The sequence below is a fragment of the Streptomyces sp. NPDC048496 genome (assembly GCF_043200055.1).
GTDB lineage: Bacteria > Actinomycetota > Actinomycetes > Streptomycetales > Streptomycetaceae > Streptomyces.
Genome location: NZ_JBICXB010000028.1, coordinates 1 through 16198, shown reverse-complemented (window position 1 = coordinate 16198; position 16198 = coordinate 1). Strand labels below are relative to the sequence as shown.

General features: G+C 68.5%; 18 protein-coding genes. 7 read left to right on the top strand and 11 right to left on the bottom strand.

Features of this window, described 5'->3' with window-relative positions:
• Window positions 1-40 precede the first annotated feature (40 nt).
• Together ACGFSA_RS23225 and ACGFSA_RS23220 are read left to right on the top strand one after the other, a co-directional pair.
• Window positions 41-760, top strand: coding sequence for an XRE family transcriptional regulator (locus tag ACGFSA_RS23225; RefSeq protein ID WP_393307211.1), 720 nt, complete (start codon window positions 41-43; stop codon window positions 758-760).
• Between the two features lie 2 nt (window positions 761-762).
• A complete protein-coding gene (locus ACGFSA_RS23220; protein ID WP_301972569.1) occupies window positions 763-1233 on the top strand; it encodes an NUDIX domain-containing protein in 471 nt (156 codons plus the stop codon).
• 1248 nt (window positions 1234-2481) lie between these two features.
• Here the strand turns inward: ACGFSA_RS23220 and ACGFSA_RS23215 are convergent.
• The 5 genes from ACGFSA_RS23215 to ACGFSA_RS23195 form a co-directional block, all read right to left on the bottom strand.
• The gene (locus ACGFSA_RS23215) at window positions 2482-3750 is read right to left on the bottom strand and encodes a tyrosine-type recombinase/integrase (RefSeq protein ID WP_393307099.1); all 1269 of its coding nucleotides are present in this window, start codon (window positions 3748-3750) and stop codon (window positions 2482-2484) included.
• Window positions 3747-3932 carry a helix-turn-helix domain-containing protein gene (locus ACGFSA_RS23210; protein ID WP_393307097.1) on the bottom strand — a complete coding sequence of 62 codons (186 nt, stop codon included), beginning with the start codon at window positions 3930-3932 and terminating at the stop codon, window positions 3747-3749. Before ACGFSA_RS23210 ends, ACGFSA_RS23215 begins: the two co-directional genes overlap by 4 nt.
• Complete coding sequence (locus ACGFSA_RS23205; protein ID WP_393307095.1) at window positions 3925-5271, bottom strand: replication initiator; 1347 nt, start codon at window positions 5269-5271, stop codon at window positions 3925-3927. The genes ACGFSA_RS23210 and ACGFSA_RS23205 overlap by 8 nt, the downstream gene beginning before the upstream one ends.
• A 133-nt stretch (window positions 5272-5404) precedes the next feature.
• Window positions 5405-6733, bottom strand: a complete 1329-nt coding sequence (locus ACGFSA_RS23200; RefSeq protein WP_393307093.1) for an FtsK/SpoIIIE domain-containing protein — start codon at window positions 6731-6733, stop codon at window positions 5405-5407.
• Window positions 6733-7059, bottom strand: coding sequence for a hypothetical protein (locus tag ACGFSA_RS23195; RefSeq protein ID WP_393307209.1), 327 nt, complete (start codon window positions 7057-7059; stop codon window positions 6733-6735). The genes ACGFSA_RS23200 and ACGFSA_RS23195 overlap by 1 nt, the downstream gene beginning before the upstream one ends.
• 259 nt (window positions 7060-7318) lie before the next feature.
• Here ACGFSA_RS23195 and ACGFSA_RS23190 point away from each other — a divergent pair, with 259 nt between their 5' ends.
• Window positions 7319-8164 (top strand): GntR family transcriptional regulator, encoded by an 846-nt coding sequence (locus ACGFSA_RS23190; RefSeq protein WP_393307091.1) that lies wholly within the window; start codon window positions 7319-7321, stop codon window positions 8162-8164.
• Window positions 8165-8234: 70 nt separating this feature from the next.
• Here ACGFSA_RS23190 and ACGFSA_RS23185 read toward each other — a convergent pair whose 3' ends face one another.
• Window positions 8235-8957 carry a GntR family transcriptional regulator gene (locus ACGFSA_RS23185; protein ID WP_393307089.1) on the bottom strand — a complete coding sequence of 241 codons (723 nt, stop codon included), beginning with the start codon at window positions 8955-8957 and terminating at the stop codon, window positions 8235-8237.
• Between the two features lie 156 nt (window positions 8958-9113).
• On the opposite strand from ACGFSA_RS23185, the gene ACGFSA_RS23180 reads away from it, so the two are divergent.
• The 4 genes from ACGFSA_RS23180 to ACGFSA_RS23165 all read left to right on the top strand — a co-directional run bounded on the left by ACGFSA_RS23180 (window position 9114) and on the right by ACGFSA_RS23165 (window position 10882).
• A complete protein-coding gene (locus ACGFSA_RS23180; protein ID WP_393307087.1) occupies window positions 9114-9311 on the top strand; it encodes a hypothetical protein in 198 nt (65 codons plus the stop codon).
• Entirely contained in the window at window positions 9308-9538 is a 231-nt protein-coding gene (locus ACGFSA_RS23175) for a hypothetical protein (protein ID WP_164190798.1), read from the top strand. Before ACGFSA_RS23180 ends, ACGFSA_RS23175 begins: the two co-directional genes overlap by 4 nt.
• A 679-nt stretch (window positions 9539-10217) precedes the next feature.
• Window positions 10218-10598 (top strand): HYD1 signature containing ADP-ribosyltransferase family protein, encoded by a 381-nt coding sequence (locus ACGFSA_RS23170; protein ID WP_393307084.1) that lies wholly within the window; start codon window positions 10218-10220, stop codon window positions 10596-10598.
• 2 nt (window positions 10599-10600) lie between these two features.
• Window positions 10601-10882: a DUF6881 domain-containing protein gene (locus ACGFSA_RS23165; RefSeq protein WP_393307082.1), complete on the top strand. Its 282-nt coding sequence runs from the start codon at window positions 10601-10603 to the stop codon at window positions 10880-10882.
• 130 nt (window positions 10883-11012) lie between these two features.
• On the opposite strand, the gene ACGFSA_RS23160 is transcribed toward ACGFSA_RS23165, so the two are convergent.
• The 5 genes from ACGFSA_RS23160 to ACGFSA_RS23140 all read right to left on the bottom strand — a co-directional run bounded on the left by ACGFSA_RS23160 (window position 11013) and on the right by ACGFSA_RS23140 (window position 16061).
• Window positions 11013-12296 (bottom strand): tyrosine-type recombinase/integrase, encoded by a 1284-nt coding sequence (locus ACGFSA_RS23160; RefSeq protein ID WP_393307080.1) that lies wholly within the window; start codon window positions 12294-12296, stop codon window positions 11013-11015.
• Entirely contained in the window at window positions 12296-12520 is a 225-nt protein-coding gene (locus tag ACGFSA_RS23155) for a helix-turn-helix domain-containing protein (protein WP_393307078.1), read from the bottom strand. The genes ACGFSA_RS23160 and ACGFSA_RS23155 overlap by 1 nt, the downstream gene beginning before the upstream one ends.
• Window positions 12520-13965 (bottom strand): replication initiator, encoded by a 1446-nt coding sequence (locus tag ACGFSA_RS23150; RefSeq protein WP_393307076.1) that lies wholly within the window; start codon window positions 13963-13965, stop codon window positions 12520-12522. Before ACGFSA_RS23150 ends, ACGFSA_RS23155 begins: the two co-directional genes overlap by 1 nt.
• 150 nt (window positions 13966-14115) lie before the next feature.
• Window positions 14116-14859, bottom strand: a complete 744-nt coding sequence (locus ACGFSA_RS23145) for a DUF2637 domain-containing protein (protein ID WP_393307074.1) — start codon at window positions 14857-14859, stop codon at window positions 14116-14118.
• A gap of 35 nt (window positions 14860-14894) precedes the next feature.
• The gene (locus ACGFSA_RS23140) at window positions 14895-16061 is read right to left on the bottom strand and encodes an FtsK/SpoIIIE domain-containing protein (protein ID WP_393307072.1); all 1167 of its coding nucleotides are present in this window, start codon (window positions 16059-16061) and stop codon (window positions 14895-14897) included.
• Window positions 16062-16198 lie beyond the last annotated feature (137 nt).

Sequence of the window (16198 nt, the reverse complement as noted above, 5' to 3'; positions counted from 1 at the left end):
AAGGGGGAGACTCGTGCCGAACGAGAGACTACGAGCCGTCATGGCGGCGGGAGGCTGGACGTACGCCGCACTCGCTCAGCAGGTCGAGGTCGACCCCAAGTCGGTCGAGCGCTGGGTGAACCTCGGGCGTATCCCACGTCGTGCCACCGCCCTCCAGGCGGCCAAGGTCCTGGGAGAAGACGTGCACGCACTCTGGCCGGCGCTCCGCCAGGCCCGCCCCGCCCGCGCCATCAGCCCTGAGCTGGTGGCGCTCTACGAGCAGCGGGCCGACATCCCCGTCTCGGCGTTCACCGACCTGATGGCCCAGGCCCGGGAACGGATCGACATCCTCGTCTACGCGGCCGTCTTCCTCCACGAGGCGTACCCCCGGCTGAACGAACTCCTCACCGAACGCGCCGCCCAAGGCTGCACCGTCCGCATCGCGATCGGAGACGCCGACAGCGACACCGTCCAAGCCCGCGGCCAGGAGGAACGGTTCGGCCACGGCATCGAATCCCGCTGCCGCCTCGCCCTCATGCACTACAGGCCACTCGCCGGCACCCCCGGCATCGAAGTCCGCACCCACGAAACCACGCTCTACAACTCCCTCTACCGCGCCGACGACCAGCAACTCGTCAACGCACACGTCTGGGGCGTCAACGCCTACGCCGCCCCCGTATGGCATCTTCGCCGACACGAGACAGGCGGCATGTTCGACACCTACGCCGAGAGCTTCGACGCTGTGTGGACGACGGCAATGCCCGCACGAGAGGAAGGCTGACTGTGGCCCGCACCGAGTACTACGACGACCCGAACGCGCCCAAGCCGAACAGCATGGTCGTCGCCGCCTCCGCCGTCGTCACCGACGACCACGGGCGCATCCTCCTCCAGCGCCGCCGAGACAACGACTTGTGGGCGCTGCCCGGCGGCGGGATGGAACTCACCGACTCCCTGCCCGGCACGGCCGTCCGCGAGGTCAAGGAAGAGACCGGCCTCGACGTTGAGATCACCGGTCTGGTCGGCACCTACACCGACCCGAAACACGTCATCGCCTACACCGACGGCGAGGTCCGCCGCCAGTTCAACGTCTGCTTCACCGCCCGCATCACCGGCGGCCAACTGGAGATCTCCGACGAGTCCACCGAACTCCGGTTCGTACCGCCCGAAGAGATCGAGCAGTTGCCGATGCACCACACCCAACGACTCAGGCTCCAGCACTTCCTGGAACACCGCGAGAAGCCGTACCTGGGCTGAACCGCCTGACGGCAGTAGCGACGGCAACACCCACGGATTCCCCCGCACAGCCACGGACACCAGCGGAACCCGAAACCGCCGCTGATCTGCGAATACGCAGATAGAGAGGGGCCGCGTAGCACACGTACTATGTGCTGGCAGGGGCCGCGCCGGTACTGGTTCACAATTGCGGCGGTGCTCTGCTTGATCGAGCCCGCGAGCTTTATGCAACGCGGGCCGACGAGGCGTCGACAGTTGCGGTTGCCCGAGTTCGTAACGTGAATACGGGTCGATCTGAAACGTGGGTTGCAACTGAACGCACGGGTCTGCCCGATGAATGGAGGGGTGGCAATGCGCCGCTGCGCGGCGAGCGCTACATCCCCGGGCAAGGCCATGCCGAGGCTACGATCATGAATCGTTTGGGGAGCGACTGGGAGATCACAGGGATGGCTTCGTCGACTAGGATGTGCCCTGCATGCTTCGCGCAAGCGACAGGTCCAGGCGTGGGCCTCACACCAAGCCCGATCGGCAAGGGCACCGGAGTGTCGAGTACTGGAAACACGCCATGGCGAGTGGTTCTAGGGGGTGGCGGCTGATGGACTTGTGGAGCCTGACCGGAGGGCTGTCTCTCGCCAGGATGCGACCCATCCTTGAGGTTGCGGGGGCCTCGCACCTTGCAGAGATCGATGACATCGTCGCTGGGTGCAGCGGTCCAGCAGGTCCTGGAGGTGCAGAGAAGATCGCCTCGCTGAGGAGCTGGCGAAGCGAGATCGGCGCTCTGGAGGACTCGTCTGACCCGTCATATTTCCAATCGACAGCCGCTGGCGTAGCGATTCTGGTGGCGTCGCAAGAGCTGCCTTCAGACGATCGCGAATGGAGGATCAGGTCCAGCGTGGGGAACTTCTGGGATTCCTGCGATGATCTGTTGCAGGCTGGCGGCGGATACTCAAGGGCGGAGTTTCAGGGAATCAAGACGACTCTGCGGGGAGTTGAGGACATATGGCGCGAGGGTGATTTCCGCTTGTTGTCCGAAGAAGGGGCCGATGTCGCGGAATTGTACGCGGAACGCCTCTCTAAGATTCGCTCCAGCTACCCGAAGCGTCGGCAGATCGCGCGAGTCGTAGCGGAGTGCGCCGAGTGGAATACTCCGACAATTTCCCCATGATTCCTGGCGGGGTCATCGGAATCTGGTAGCAGTGCGACGGAGCCCTCATCGACGTGATGTCGATGAGGGCTCCGTGCCGTTTGACGGCAACGCTGACGGCAACGTCAGCGGACGGCGACCGCAGTGAGCGGGTCGTCAGGGTCGTCGTCCTGACCGCCGAGGGCGTGGCCCAAGGCGTCGATGGCGTCACGCTGGAGTCGGAGCCGTACGTGGGCGTAGACGCCGGCGGTGACGCCAATGTGGGCGTGGCCGAGGAGTTCCTTGATCACGACGAGTTCGACGCCCTGCTCCAGGAGAAGGGTGGCGGTTGAGTGGCGGAGGTCGTGGAAGCGGATGCGTCGGAGGCCTGCCCGGTTGAGGAAGCTGCGGAAGCGGCGGGTGAGGTTGGCCGGGTCGAGAGGCCGTCCGGTGGGTGTGGTGAAGACGAGCCCGCTGTCGCTCCAGTCCGATCCTGCTGTCCCTCGCTCTTTTTCCTGCCGTCCTCTGTGCTCCTTGAGGGAGTGGAGGCATTCGGTGGGGAGGGCGATGCGGCGCTCGGATGCTCGGGTCTTGGCGGGGAGGTGGGTGAGGCCGCCGGTTCGGGTGCGCTGGAGCGAGCGCCGGATGCTGGCCGTTCCGGCGTCGAGGTCGAGGTCCTCCCAGTGAAGGCCGAGGAGTTCGCCCTTGCGGAGTCCGGTGCGCAGGGCGAGTTCGTACAGCGCGTGGAGCCGATCGGCACGGGCCGCGTCGAGGAAGTGACGGGCCTCTGCCGCATTGAGCGGACGGAAGCGCCTAGGCTGGTGCGTGGTGGTTTTGACGTTACGGGCGACGTTGCGCGGCAGCTCGTCTTCGCGGACGGCGTGTTCCAGTGCCGACTTGAGGACCGAGTGCACGTAGGTCACGGTCAAGGCGGACAGCTGCTGCTGGCAGCACTCGCCGATGGCGCAGCACTTCTTCCGTTCGGTGTCCAGGCCCTGGGTGCAGCACTGGCAGGTGGTACGGAGCCGGTCGAGGAAGGTGCGGACGTCCTTGGCGGTGAGGCGGGCGATCTTCTTGGCGCCGAGGCCGGGGATGAGGTGGAGTCGGACGCAGGCGGCGTAGCGGGTGTGGGTGTTCTCGCGGAGTCGGTGGATGGCGACGCTGCCCAGCCAGTAGGTGAGGTAGTCGGTGACGGTGCTGTCGGCGGTGGCGACGGGCAGGCCGCGGTTGCTGTCGGCGATCTTCTCGGCGAGTTTGTCGGCGGCTTCTCTCCGCGTGGTGCCGTAGACGCGGACGCGTTTGCGGGTGCCGTTGGCGGCGAGGACGTAGCCAGCGGCTTCCCAGCGGCCGTCCTTGCGTTGGTAGATGGTGCCTTCGCCGTTGGCGCGGGCCTTCTTGCGCTTGGGGGCGGTCATCGGGCGGCCTCTTCCAGGTGGCGCTGGACGTAGTCAGCGAGGGCGTCGGCGGGGATACGGCGGGCGCGGCCGATAGTCAACGAGGCCAGACGGCGGGTGCGCAGGAGGTCGTAGAGGGCGGAGCGGCCGATCTTGAGACGGGCCATCGCCTCGGGGACGGTGAGGAGTTCGTCATCACGCACGAGTTGCTACCTCCTGCTCGCCCGTCGGGCCGCCGCCGATGAGTGCGGCGAGGTGTTCGAGGTCGGGGGTGAGGCCGGTGCCGTCGTAGGCCCAGTGGGCGATCACGAAGGTGGTCGGGGAGGGCGGAGGGGTGTGGCGGCGTTGCCAGGCGGCTCGGGCAGCGCGGAGGGCGCCGAGGGTGGTGGAGTAGGTGCGGGTCTTGGTAGAGAAGTGGCCGCGGAAGCCGAGCATGTGGGCCCACTTGCGCAGGTTCAGGTGCTTGAGGTCGTCGCGGGCGCCGAGGGCCCAGGCGGTGCGGATCATGCGGGCGGCGTGCTCGGGTACGGATTCGAACCAGAGGTCGGTGATCCTCTTCAGCTGGTGGTCGAGGGTGCCGGTCGCGGCTTCGGTGCCCTTGGTGGCGTACTTGGCGACGTATCCGGCGACCTTGCCCTCGGTGATCGTGGTCCCGCCTTGGAAGGCGGTAGACCGGATGACCCTGGTGTCGATTTGCTTGCCGAAGTCGAAGGAGCGAGCGCGGCCGTTGACCTCCGGTCCGTCGATGTGGGCGCGGGTGGCCGCGATCTGGATGGCGTCGGCGAGGAGTTCGGGGGTGGCCCATGCGGGTGGTGTGGTGTAGGGGCCTGCGGAGCCGTCGAGGCGGATCACGGCGTGGAAGTGGATCATCCCGCGCTGCTGGTACTCGGCGACTTTGGCGTACGAGACGCGGGCGACCTTGTGTAGCAGGCGCTGCGGGAGTCCGGCTGCGGCGGCGATGGTGCGGCGCAGGTGGAGCATGAAGCGGGCCCAGAGGGCGGGGGCGTGGGCGTTCCACAGCACGGCACCGGTGTAGTCGTACCGCTCGGGGTCGAGTGGGGTGCCGAGGAGCGGGTCGCCCTTGGCGTGGGTGCGCCCGCAGCGGCAACGCACGGAACCGCCCATGCGTCGGCCGTGGACCGGCCCGTATGAGGGTGCGGTGAGTGTGGCGAAGACGCGGGGGTAGGTGGCGACCTGTTCGGGGATGTTCTTGCCGCCGCGCAGGCCGGCGGCGATGAGGTGGTAGGTGTCCTGGCGGTAGAGCTCGGCGCAGGAGGGGCAGCGGGTGGTGCGGCGGTTGCCGCAGCGGACCAGGAGGTGCCCGGCGGGCAGTTCCTTGGACGTCAGGTCGCGCAGGATCTCGCCGGTGAAGGCGTCGATCTCGGTGCGCTGGCCTTCGAGCCGGATGGGCTGGGCGCAGCCGCCGAGTGAGGAGAGCTGTCGTATCAGGCCGAGCAGGTTCCGGTACCCGGTGAACGTGGGCAGTGCGGCCGTGTCCGGTTCGGGGCGGGGGATGGTGGCGCTGGGGTTGTGCGGTGGCATGCTGGCGGGACCTCTCTGCACTGCGGCACACGTGTGTGCCGTGGATGGATGGGAGGGAGGCCCCGGCAGGGGCGAGGGTTTGGCGACTACACGCCCTTGCCGGGGTTCACTGCGAAGCGGGACCCGGATGCGGTCACGCGGCCTTGTCCAGGTCGATGTGGTCGGGCAGGTCGCGGACCTTGAGCCCTTCGGCGCACATGAGGTCGTTGATCTGCCAGCAGGCTTCGGTGGGCAGGTAGACCGAGCGCAGCCGGACGGGGGTGCGCATGTCGCCGATGGAGGCGATGGACACGCCTTGGGGCATGGTGCGGTCGGCGGCGGTGATGTCCAGTTCCCGGCCGTCGGGGAAGAGGTGCAGGAAGTCCTCGACGGTGTCGACGCGGTGGCAGATCCGGGCGGACAGGTTGGTGCGCACGGCGGTGGTGAGCACGTCGGCGGAGGGCTTCTGGGTGAGCAGCCACAGCCGGATGCCGAACTTGGCGCCCTGGCTGGCGATGGCCAGCAGCTCGGCCTCGAAGCGCTCGCGGGCCTTGCGATCCGGGTGCCGGGTGTAGTTCGCCACCTCATCGATCACCACGAGCAGCAGCGGCAGCTCGGGGCTGAAGTCGGTGATGCGGTCGGTGCGTCCGGACCAGAACAGCCGCTCCCGGCGCTGCATCTCCTCCCGCACCCAGCGCAGGATCTCGGTCGGCTCGTCGGGGTGGATGGCGTCGGAGACCTTGTAGGCGGTGCGCCACCAGGGCGCGACGGCGCCGAGGTTGGGGTCGATCACGATCAGGCGCACATCCCGCATGAGCGAGGCGTGGGCGAGCAGGGTGTTGACGGTGATCGATTTGCCGGAGCGGGTGAGGCCGGCGATGAGGGCGTGGGCGGAGTAGGCGAGGTTGAGCACGATGGGGGTGCCGTCCTCGTCCCAGCCGAGTAGCACGTCATCGGTGGAGACGAACTGCCCCGGTCGGCAGGCGGGGGAGCCGTCCGGGCCGAGGAGTGGTGAGCGGATCACCGCCTCCAGCGGCTCACGGCGGAAGCCGCGCGCGACGATCACTCCGGGCTTGGGCTGGCTGAGCCGGATGCGGCGCATACCCCAGGCGTCGCACAGGCCCTCATTGGCGTCCTGCCAGGCGCTGAGCCCGACCTGCGGGAGGGCATCGGCGGTGACGGTGACGCCGAAGGCGTCGGCGCGGGTGCGCAGGCGCGGGACCAGCACGCGCGGCTTGGCGGGTTGCTCCTGGGGGCCGTACTGCTGGAGCACGGTGGGGGTGGCGTCCTTGACCGCCAGACCGAGCATCGGGGCGAGTCGCTTCCAGCTCCACCGCAGCCGCCGTGCCTGCCGCAGGCTGACCCGGGTCTCGGCATCGGCCCGGTACCAGCGGGCGAAGCAGTACCCGGCCCAGGCCAGAAGCCCGAGCCCGCCGAGGCCGACCACGGTCAGGAGCGCGTGCCCGAGGGGGTTGTCGGTCATCAGGCGCCTGCCTTGGCGGTGACGGCGTCGGCGCGCAGGGAGATGCCGTGCCGGTCCTTGCCGTTGATCTCGTTCTCCCAGGCCGAGGCGACCAGACCGGTGAAGACGACCGGCAGGCCGACCTTCAGGCCCTTGCCGAGACCCGGCTCCGGGACTTTCACGGTGATCACTTCGGCGCGGCCGTTGAAGGCGAACATCACGTCCACCAGGTGCAGGTGGGCGCCGGTGGCCCGGTCGATCGCGGGCTGCTGGCCTTCGCGGTCCTTGAAGTGCGGCCGGGACTCGGAGGCCAGGATCAGCATGGCCTGGGACTGGTCGATGGGCATGGTCTTCACGGCAAACCTCCAGGTAGAAGGGTGCAAGTCACCCGTGTGGGTGATCGCGTGCCGCAACCCTACATTCATTCCATCCAAAGTCCATCCCTATTGAGTTCCATCCGTTCGTGGGGTGGTCCATCCCTACGGCGGCTACCCTGACCCCGTGAGGCCGCTGAACTGGTGAAACACGACAGGTAGCGAGCGGCCCGCGGCGGGTGGAATCGGACTGGGACCGGGGATGGACATGGCTGCTGCTGACGAAGCGCGCTTGACGTTCGAACGCATCGCGGACGACCTGCGGCAGCAGATCCGGGACGGCGAACTGCGTCCCGGCCAGCTCCTGCCGACGCAGAGCCAGCTCATGCAGACCTACAAGGCATCGAGCCTGACCGTGCAGAAGGCGATCCGGCTGCTCAGGAACGAGGGCTGGGTCATCGCCCGCCAGGGGCGCGGCACATTCGTCACGCGCTCGGCCGACTTCGAGGACGCCTTCGAGAAGGTCGCCGGCGATCTCACACAGCAGATCTACTCCGGCGCCCTGGCGCCCGGCGCCAGACTCCCGGCCCGTGAGGTCCTGGCGGAGCACTACGCGGTGCCGCTCAACGTGGTCACCAACGCCATTGCCCTGCTGGCCGGCAACTTCCTGCTGCGCTACCCCAGCGAGCTGCCCGGCGACGAAGTCTACGTACGGGACTGGGACGACCACGGCTTCGCCACCCAGCTCACCCACGGCCGCCTGGTCCGCAAGATCAGAGACGGATCACTGGCCAGGGGCACCGCGGTTACCGTGGACGAGGTGGTCGACACGATCGGCGGCGACCCGGAATCAGCCGACCAGGCCCTGACCTTCCTCGCCCTGGAGGGCAGGATGAAGAAGGCCCACCAGCGCAACGGCTCGATGGCGTATGTCGTCGTGGGGGGCGAGTTCGGCACAGAGGTACCGGTCCCGGTGCAGCCGGTGGACGAGTCGGACGAAGCGTCGGTTGCCCCGTCGAAGGAGTTCCCGGCGGTGGCCGGATTGGCGGATCTGGCCTACAAGTTGGAACGAGCCCTGGAGCGGATCGAGGAGCTGGAGGAGCGCGTCGAACGCCTCGAAGGCCGCGACGCGGACTGAGGCGGACACGTGAACGACAGCGTCCCCGAAGGCCGCCGGTCGGCTTTCGGGGACGCTTCGCGTGGATCGGTCAGGGCTGGTACTCGTAGCCGATGGTGAATCGGGGCGGCAGGCACCACTCCCCGTACTCGATGATCCCTTCCGCGTCCGACCATCGGTGGGCGCCGGCCAGGATCGGGGAGCCGACCGGCAGCCCCAGGGCGCTCGCCTCTCGGGCGTCGGCGGGGCGGGCGTGCATGTCGTCGCGGGCGTGGGTGATCGTACGCCGGGTGGCTTCCAGAACCCGGGCGGACAGTCCGTGATTGCGGCCCGGGGCGGTGTTCAACAGGTCCGGCACGAGGGCTGCGAACGGGGCCGGGTACCAGGTGACCGCGAACACGGTCCGGGTCTTGCCCCGTCCAGCCAGCCACTCGCGCCGCACCATTTGGTCCCCGGCCTCCAGATCGAAGATCTCCGCCACGTACAACGGTGGGATGATCAGCTCGGCGGCCGTCACCCGGCTCGTTTCACCCTCCGCCAGGAACGACTTCACCCGCTGGACCCGGGCCAGCCGATCCCGAGCCGACAGCGTCCAGCGCGGGTCATCAGCGACGTAGGTACCCCTGGGAGTGGTGCGGATGAAGTTCTCCACCTGAAGGGCCTGCAAGGCGCGGGAGACGGTGGCGGCTGCGGCCTGCCACTGGCCGGCGATCTCCCGGTTGGTCGGCAGCTTGGCACCTGGTGCAAGCTCTCCCGACAGGATGCGCTCACGGAAGTGATCCGCGATCTTCGTGAACGTCTTGGGACTGGGCATAAGGCTTGCCCCTCCGTTGAGTTGACGTGGTGTCAGTGAGGGCACACTAGTGCACTGCGAACCGTAGCGGGAGTGCTTCGGCCACTCGAATACTGAACTAGAGCACCGACCTGTCAAGAGGTCGGCCATGTGATGTTCGAGAGGTGGCGATGTGCAGTGACGGAGCCGACCAGGTACTCGACCCCGCCGGTCGAACTGCCCTTGCGTCTGGAACTGGAGCCGACTCCCGTTGAAGGCTGCGCGGGCTGCGCCGAGCTGGCCAACGTGCGCGACCGGGCCCGCTTGGTCGGCGACATGACTACCGTCAGCGACTGCAACGTCTACATGCGACGCCACCCGGAGGGCCACCAGTGAGCCCCCGCACCGTCTACCGGCACGTCGCTCACGCCATCCGCCACGCCCCTGAAGGTGGCATCACCTACGAGGCGTTCTGCGCCACTGCCGACTGCGGAGCCGAATCCGGACCCCACGCCGAGCAGGAAGCCGCACAGGACTGGGCGCTCCGCCACACCGGACGCACCGGCCACGACCTCTTCAGACGCGTCGTCACCGACCACGCCAAGGTCACCCGAGCCGAATAGAGCCCCGTCGGCAACCGGAACAGGACCCACACGCCGCAGACCATCGCACCAGGCCAGCAGCCCAGCCGAACGCTCAGCCACCGGCCACGGCGTACCGCCGAAGCGGGGTGCGTCCAAACTTTCTCTACGTCTTCAAGGCGACCCGCTGACGCGGGTCGCGCGCGGCACGGCCGCCCACCCGGCCCGCTCTCGGCTCCGCCGCCGCGGGCCGGCCAGCGACCAGGCCGCGCAGAAACAGCACAGCGTTGCGCCGGAAGCGAGGAGAAGCCGGACGCGCCCGCCCGGCGAGCGCCAGGCCGACGGCGAGGCGACGGCGGGGAGTTGGCCGAGGGCAGGCCCGGAGGTGGGGGCGGTCGGCTCCGTGGGCTTTACCCACCTCCCCGGGCCGGGGCCCGCGTCGGGCAAGGCCAGGGGGCCACTCGTTCAAATTCCGGGCAGGATCACGACCTGCCCGAGTTGCCGGGCCAGCGTACGGCCCCCTGACCATGCCCGACCCCAACCCGGGCAGGACACCGGCCAAAGCCCACTCCACCGACCTCACGCGCATAGCCGTCTGACGGCAACGCCGACGGCAACACGGGCGCACAGGAGGGGACTTCCGCGCACATCCACGGACTGGCCGAATTACGGTGACCTGCGAAAACGCAGATGACGGCACCTCAGCCAGCACACGTACTATGTGCTGGCGGGTCAGACGCCGGTACTCGTTCACAATTCAAATGGCTGCCCGACAAGTCTCTATCACTACACGAATGAGGCGGGGCATGATGGGATCACTGGAAGTGGCGAACTGCGTGCATCCTTGAAGGCGGATAACCCAAAGGATGCGCGCTACGGAGACGGTCAGTACCTGACGGACATAAAGCCGGGAACAAAGACTCTCGGTCAGCTCTCTGCAGCTTTCCTGAGAGTTCCCTGGGCTGGACGTAAGTTCACGCATTACGTCGAAATCGACGTCAGGGGCCTGAATGTTGTCGAAGGGAGACCCGGCGTGTTCGTAATTCCAAACAACGGGCCACTGGATCTCACCGGCCGCATCCTAAGCTCAGGGAGGAACTAGAGGTGAGGTACGTCAAGGTCGCTTGGAGTCACGACTTCGCCGACGATCCTGTGCTCTATCTAAGCGAGCTAGGTGACGACGGTTACGAAACTCGGAAAGTGCAGTTCTATCGGGACGGTCGAGTCGAGTGGGCGGATGAAAGTCATGAGACCGCGACGGTTGGACTCTCGGAAATTCCATTTCCAGCGCTGGAGGAAATTTCCAGCCAGCCTGAGTTCGTTGCCGAGTTGATTGACTCGAAGGAATTCGAGCAGGCGTGGATTCGGTCCCACTCTTCTTCGTGATGGTTCCCTGAATTCCATTTAGGGAGTCGAAGTCGGTGCAGTGAATTCTCTGTCCGGCGAAAACGGCCTCTGGGGCCCACCGATATTCGGTGGGCCCCAGAGGTGTTTGACGGCAACGCTGACGGCAACGTCAGCGGATGGCGGCTGCGGTGGGTGGGTCGTCGGGGGCATCGTCGCCCGGGCCGAGGGCGTTGCCGAGGGTGTCGATGGCGTGGCGCTGGAGGCGGAGTCGGACGTGGGCGTAGACGCCGGCGGTGACGCCGATGTGGGCGTGGCCGAGGAGTTCCTTGATGACGACGAGGTCGATGCCCTGTTCCAGGAGCAGGGTCGCGGTCGAGTGTCGGAGGTCGTGGAAGCGGATGGTCCGGAGCTGCGCGTGGTGGAGGAGACGGCGGAAGCGGCGGGTGAGGTTGGTGGGATCGAGAGGTCTTCCGGTGGGGGTGGCAAAGACGAGCCCGGTGTCTGTCCAGCCTGTTCCGGCTGCCTCACGTTCTTCCTGCTGCAGTTCCTGGTGGGTCTTGAGGTAGCTGATGCACTCGGTGGGCAGGGCGATGCGGCGTTCGGAGGCGCGGGTCTTGGTGTGAAGGATGGTCAGACCGCCGGTGGGCGTGCGCTGGAGGGAGCGGTGGATGCTGGCGGTGCCGCCGTCGAGGTCGAGGTCTTCCCAGTGCAGCCCGAGGAGTTCGCCCTTGCGGAGTCCGGTACGCAGGGCGAGTTCGTACAGGGCGTGGAGCCGGTCGCTGCTGGCTGCGTGGAGGAACTGCCGGGCCTCGCTCGCGGTGAAGGGCTTGAAGCGCCGGGGGCGGGGCGCGGGCGTCTTGATGTTGCGGGCGACGTTGCGGGGCAGGTCGTCTTCGCGGACGGCGTGCTCCAGGGCGGACTTGAGGACTGAGTGGACATAGGTCACGGTCATCGGGGAGAGCCGCGTGCCGCAGCAATGGCCGATGGCGCAGCACTGCCGCCGGGCTGTGTCCCTTCCTTGGGCGCAGCACTGGCAGGTGGCGCGGAGTCCGTCGAGGAAGGTGCGGACGTCGCGGGCGGTGAGTCGGGCGAGCTTCTTTGCCCCGAGGCCGGGGGTGAGGTGGAGGCGGACGCAGGCGGCGTAGCGGGTGTGGGTGTTCTCCCTTACCTGGTGGACGGCGACGCCGTTCAGCCAGTACGTCAGGTACGTGCTGACGGTGCTGTCGGCTGCCGCGACGGGCAGGCCGAGGTTGCTGGTGGCGATCTTCTCGGTGAGCTTGGCGAGGGCTTCCTTGCGGGTGGTGCCGTACACGCGGACGCGCTTGCGGGTGTTGCCGGGCGCGAGGACGTACCCGGCGGCTTCCCAACGGCCGTCCTTTCGCTGGTAGACGGTTCCGTCGCCGTTGGCGCGGGAGCGGGTGCGGCGGGATGAGGCGGGGCGCGGTGTGGTCATCAGGCGGCTTCCTGTTCGAGGCGGGCGCGGATGAAATCGGTGAGCGCGTGGGCGGGGATGCGGCGGGCGCGGCCGAGGGTGATCGAGGCGAGCTGCCCGGTGCGGAGCAGGTCGTAGACGGCGGAACGGCCGAGTTGGAGACGGGCCATCACCTGGGGCACCGTCAGCAGTTCCTGCGCCGGACTCAGCGCGGGGTGAAGGACCGCAGAGGGAGGCGTGGTCATCAGCTACCGCCTTCGGCCGTGAACTGCCGTTCCAGTTCCTTGCGATGCCAGACGTCGGCAGCGAGGAGTGCGGCGCCGGGGCTGTAGCCCGAGCCGAGGTAGTCCCAGTGACCGACGACGAGCGTGGTGGTTGGGTCGGACACGGGCTGGTCGGTGTGGGCGCGGGCCTGTTCGGTGCGCCAGGTGCGGCGGGCGTCGCGTAGTGCGCCCAAGGTGGTGGAGTAGTTGCGGGACTTGGTGGAGAAGTGGCCCCGGAAGCCGAGCATGTGCGCCCACTTCCAGAGCTTGAGGTGGGCGAACTCAGGCAGCTTTCCCAGCTCCCAGCAGGTGCGGATCATCTGCCGCACGTGCCGGGCGACGGCCAGGCGGGGCAGCGGGCGGGCCTGTCCGGTGCCGTCGCAGGCGGTGCAGGCGAGCGGGGTTCCGCGGGGCAGAAGGGTGGCGCCGCGTCCCTGGCAGGGGCGGCAGAACAGGGCGCGGTCGAGGGCGCCGGAGGCATCGGCGGACTTGGTGGCGTACTTGGCCACGTAGGCGGCAACGGCCTGGTCGGTCAGTTCGGTGTCGGTGCCGAAGGTGGCGATCTGGCGTACGTCGAGCTGTTGGCCCCAGCCGAGTTCGCGTTCCCCGACCGCGTCCGAGACGACGGTGATGCGGGCGCGGGGTGCGGCGGCGCGGATGGCGTCGGTGAGCACGGAGACGGTGGCGTGCGGGGGTGGAGGCGTGGTGTTGCCGTCCGGGCCGTCCAGGCGGATGACGGCGTGGAAGTGGACCAGCCCGCGTTTCTGATACTCGGCGACCTTGGCGAAGGAAACCCGCAACACGGCGCGGGCGGCCTTCTGTGTCATGCCGAGCCGGGCGGCGATCTCGCGGCGCAGGTAGATGGTGAAGCGGGCCCACAGCACGGAGGCGTGGGCGTTGAACAGGACCGCGCCCGCGTAGTCGTAGGTTGCCGGGTTCAGCGGCGTGCCGAGCAGTGGGTCCGTGGGTTCGTGGAGCTTGCGGCAGCGGCAGGGCCGGACATCGCCGCCGGGAGTGGTCGGGCGGTTGTGAACGGGGCCGAAGGAAGGGGCGGTGAGGGTGGTGAACACGCGGGGGTGGGTGCGGACGGTTTCGGGGACGGTCTTGCCGCCGGAGAGGCCGGCGCGGATGAGGTGGTAGGTGTCGGCGGCGTAGAGGCGGGAGCAGGCCGGGCAGCGGGAGGAGCGGCGGTTGCCGCACGCGGTGAGCAGGCTGCCCGTGGGCTCCTCGGACGAGGTGTAAGAGCACAGCACCTCACCCGTCGACGTGTCGACGGTGGCGGTGTGGCCGGTGAGGCGGACGGGTTCGCTGCAGCCGCCGAGGCGTTCGATCTGCTGCTGTGCGCGGTCGAAGTCGGGGTGGTTGACGAGGTGGAGCAGGTCCCGTACGGCGGGGCTTGCCACGTGGCGCAGGTCCAGGGTGACCATTTGGGGCGTGTCCCTTCTGTTCGGGTGGGTGGCCCCGAGCAGCAACCAGCCGGATCTGTAGGCGTGTTGGTGCTGCTCGGGCATGGCGAACCAGACCCAGGGGCGGGCGTGGGTTCAGCGAGGGGGATGTGGCCGGTGGGGGGCCGGGGCTCAGAGTTGAGCGAGTGCGGCGGTGGCCACCGGCAGGGCGACGCCCATGCGCGTGCCCAGGTGGGCGGCGGTGATCGGTGTTCCGTGCTCGGCGCGGTGGGCGTCCGCGATGCGCCGGGCCGCGTCCAGCAGAGCAACCGGCAGGGGCGGGCCGGAGGCGGGCCGAGTCGTCTTGGCGACTGCGACTGGCGGAGTAGCGGCCGGAGTCGGAGCGGGCTCCAGTTCCTCGGCCGGGGAGGCAGCGACGGCCGGGGCGGGCATCTGGGGCTCGGGTGCGGGTGCGTCGTCGGGCACCGGCTCTGCGGCAAGGGTGGCGGCGGCCTCCAGGCGTGGGGTGGGGCGGATGAGTGTGTGGAACTGGGCGAGGAAGGCGGGGCCGACGTGGCCCCAGCCGAGCAGCAGGAGCGGGGCGACGGTGTCCAGGCAGGCCCGTCCGTAGCGTCCAGCCAGCAGTGGTTCGGCGGTGTTCAGGGCGAGGGTGAGCAGGCCGCACAGGTGCAGCAGCCGGGTACCGGCCTTCAACTCCGTCTTGGGTACGCCGCGCAGGGCTAGGAACCGCAGGGCGACCAGGAGCCCGACGACGGACAGATCGACCATGGGGGCGATCAGCGGCGCGATCGGGTGGGGAACGCCGAGCCGCAGGGCGAGCGCCCAGACGTTGCCGAAGGAGAAGACGAAGGCCAGAGCCGCGATGACCGCCATGACCACGGTCACGGTGCGCCGGGTGAACCGTTCCTCCGCCATATCATCAACCTCCTTTCTGGCGTGGGTGGTTCGGTCTACTTGGCGAGCGGGACAGGGGTGCCGTCCGGGCCTTCGTCGTCGGGGAACGTCCGGCCGGTCGAGGCGAGGAGGGCGTCCAGGCACAGGGCGGGATCGGCGGTCAGATCCGAGGTGTCCTCGGCGATCCGGGCCGCGTCGGCGTCCGAGACGTACGGGGTGCGGATGCGGGTGTAGCCGGGGCGGCCCTGCATGGCCATCACGGCGACGCCGACGTAGGCGGGGTCCTGCAAGGTGACCGGGCTGGCGTCGGGCCAGTTGCGGATGTCGTCGCCGAGTGCGGCCACGGCGGCTTCCACGGTCTTCTGCGCGAAGGACAGCCCGATGGGGCACACGTCGCGGATGAAGGTCGGCAGGGCGTCACCGGTGGTCTTCTGGCTGATCAGGATCACCAGGATGCCGACGCTGCGGCCCTTCTTGACCAGGTCTTCCACCAGTCGGGCGTTCTCCGCCGTCAGCGCGCCCAAACGTTTCGTCTCGGCGTCGCTGCCCTTGTACTCACGGAAGAACGTGTGCGCCTCATCGATGATCAGGACCGTGAGCGGCCACTGCGGCGAGGGGCCGACGTGCCACATGTTCTTCACGCCCAGTACGTCACGGATGGTCGAGGACCGGCGTCGACGCAGCTCCACCAGGCGCTTGAACAGCGCGTTGGCTTCGTCGAGGTCGTCACCGCAGAACGCGAACATGCGCTTGACCAGGTCGGCGTAGTCGCCCTCGGAGGCGCGTGACACCTTGCCGTCCGCAGTCGCGATCTGCACGGACGGAGACGGCGCGAAGTCACAGACGAACTTGTTGACGGTCGACGTCTTGCCCGAGCCGGGAGTGCCGGCCACGGTCACGCCGGGCACGTTGGCCAGGGACACGCACACCTTCGCGGCGTACTCGTCCACGCCCAGCTCCCAGCGCGTCAGGTCTGCGGGCGGGAGGCCGGTGGGCCGGTGCCCGGTCGGCGTGGTCAGGGGGTCGGAGCGCACGCCCCGGATCACCACCCGCCCGGGGCCGTCCGGCAGGACGGAGACTCGCGTGCACCGCCAGGCGTCCGCCAGGAACCGTGCCGACTTCTGGTACTCCTCCAGTCCGACCTGCGGTAGCGTCTTCGCTCGCACGACCACGCCGAACCGATCGGGCTTGACTTTGATCCGGGGAGTGACTCTGGTGCGCAATTCTCGGCGGCTGCTTGACCGGTAGGTGATGATCGTTCCTGCGGTCGTTACGTGTCGTCCGGCCGTGGAGGGTGGGTTGTGATGTCGTTGCGGCCGATGGGGCTGCCGCCGGTCCCGGAGCAGACGGTGCGGGTCGC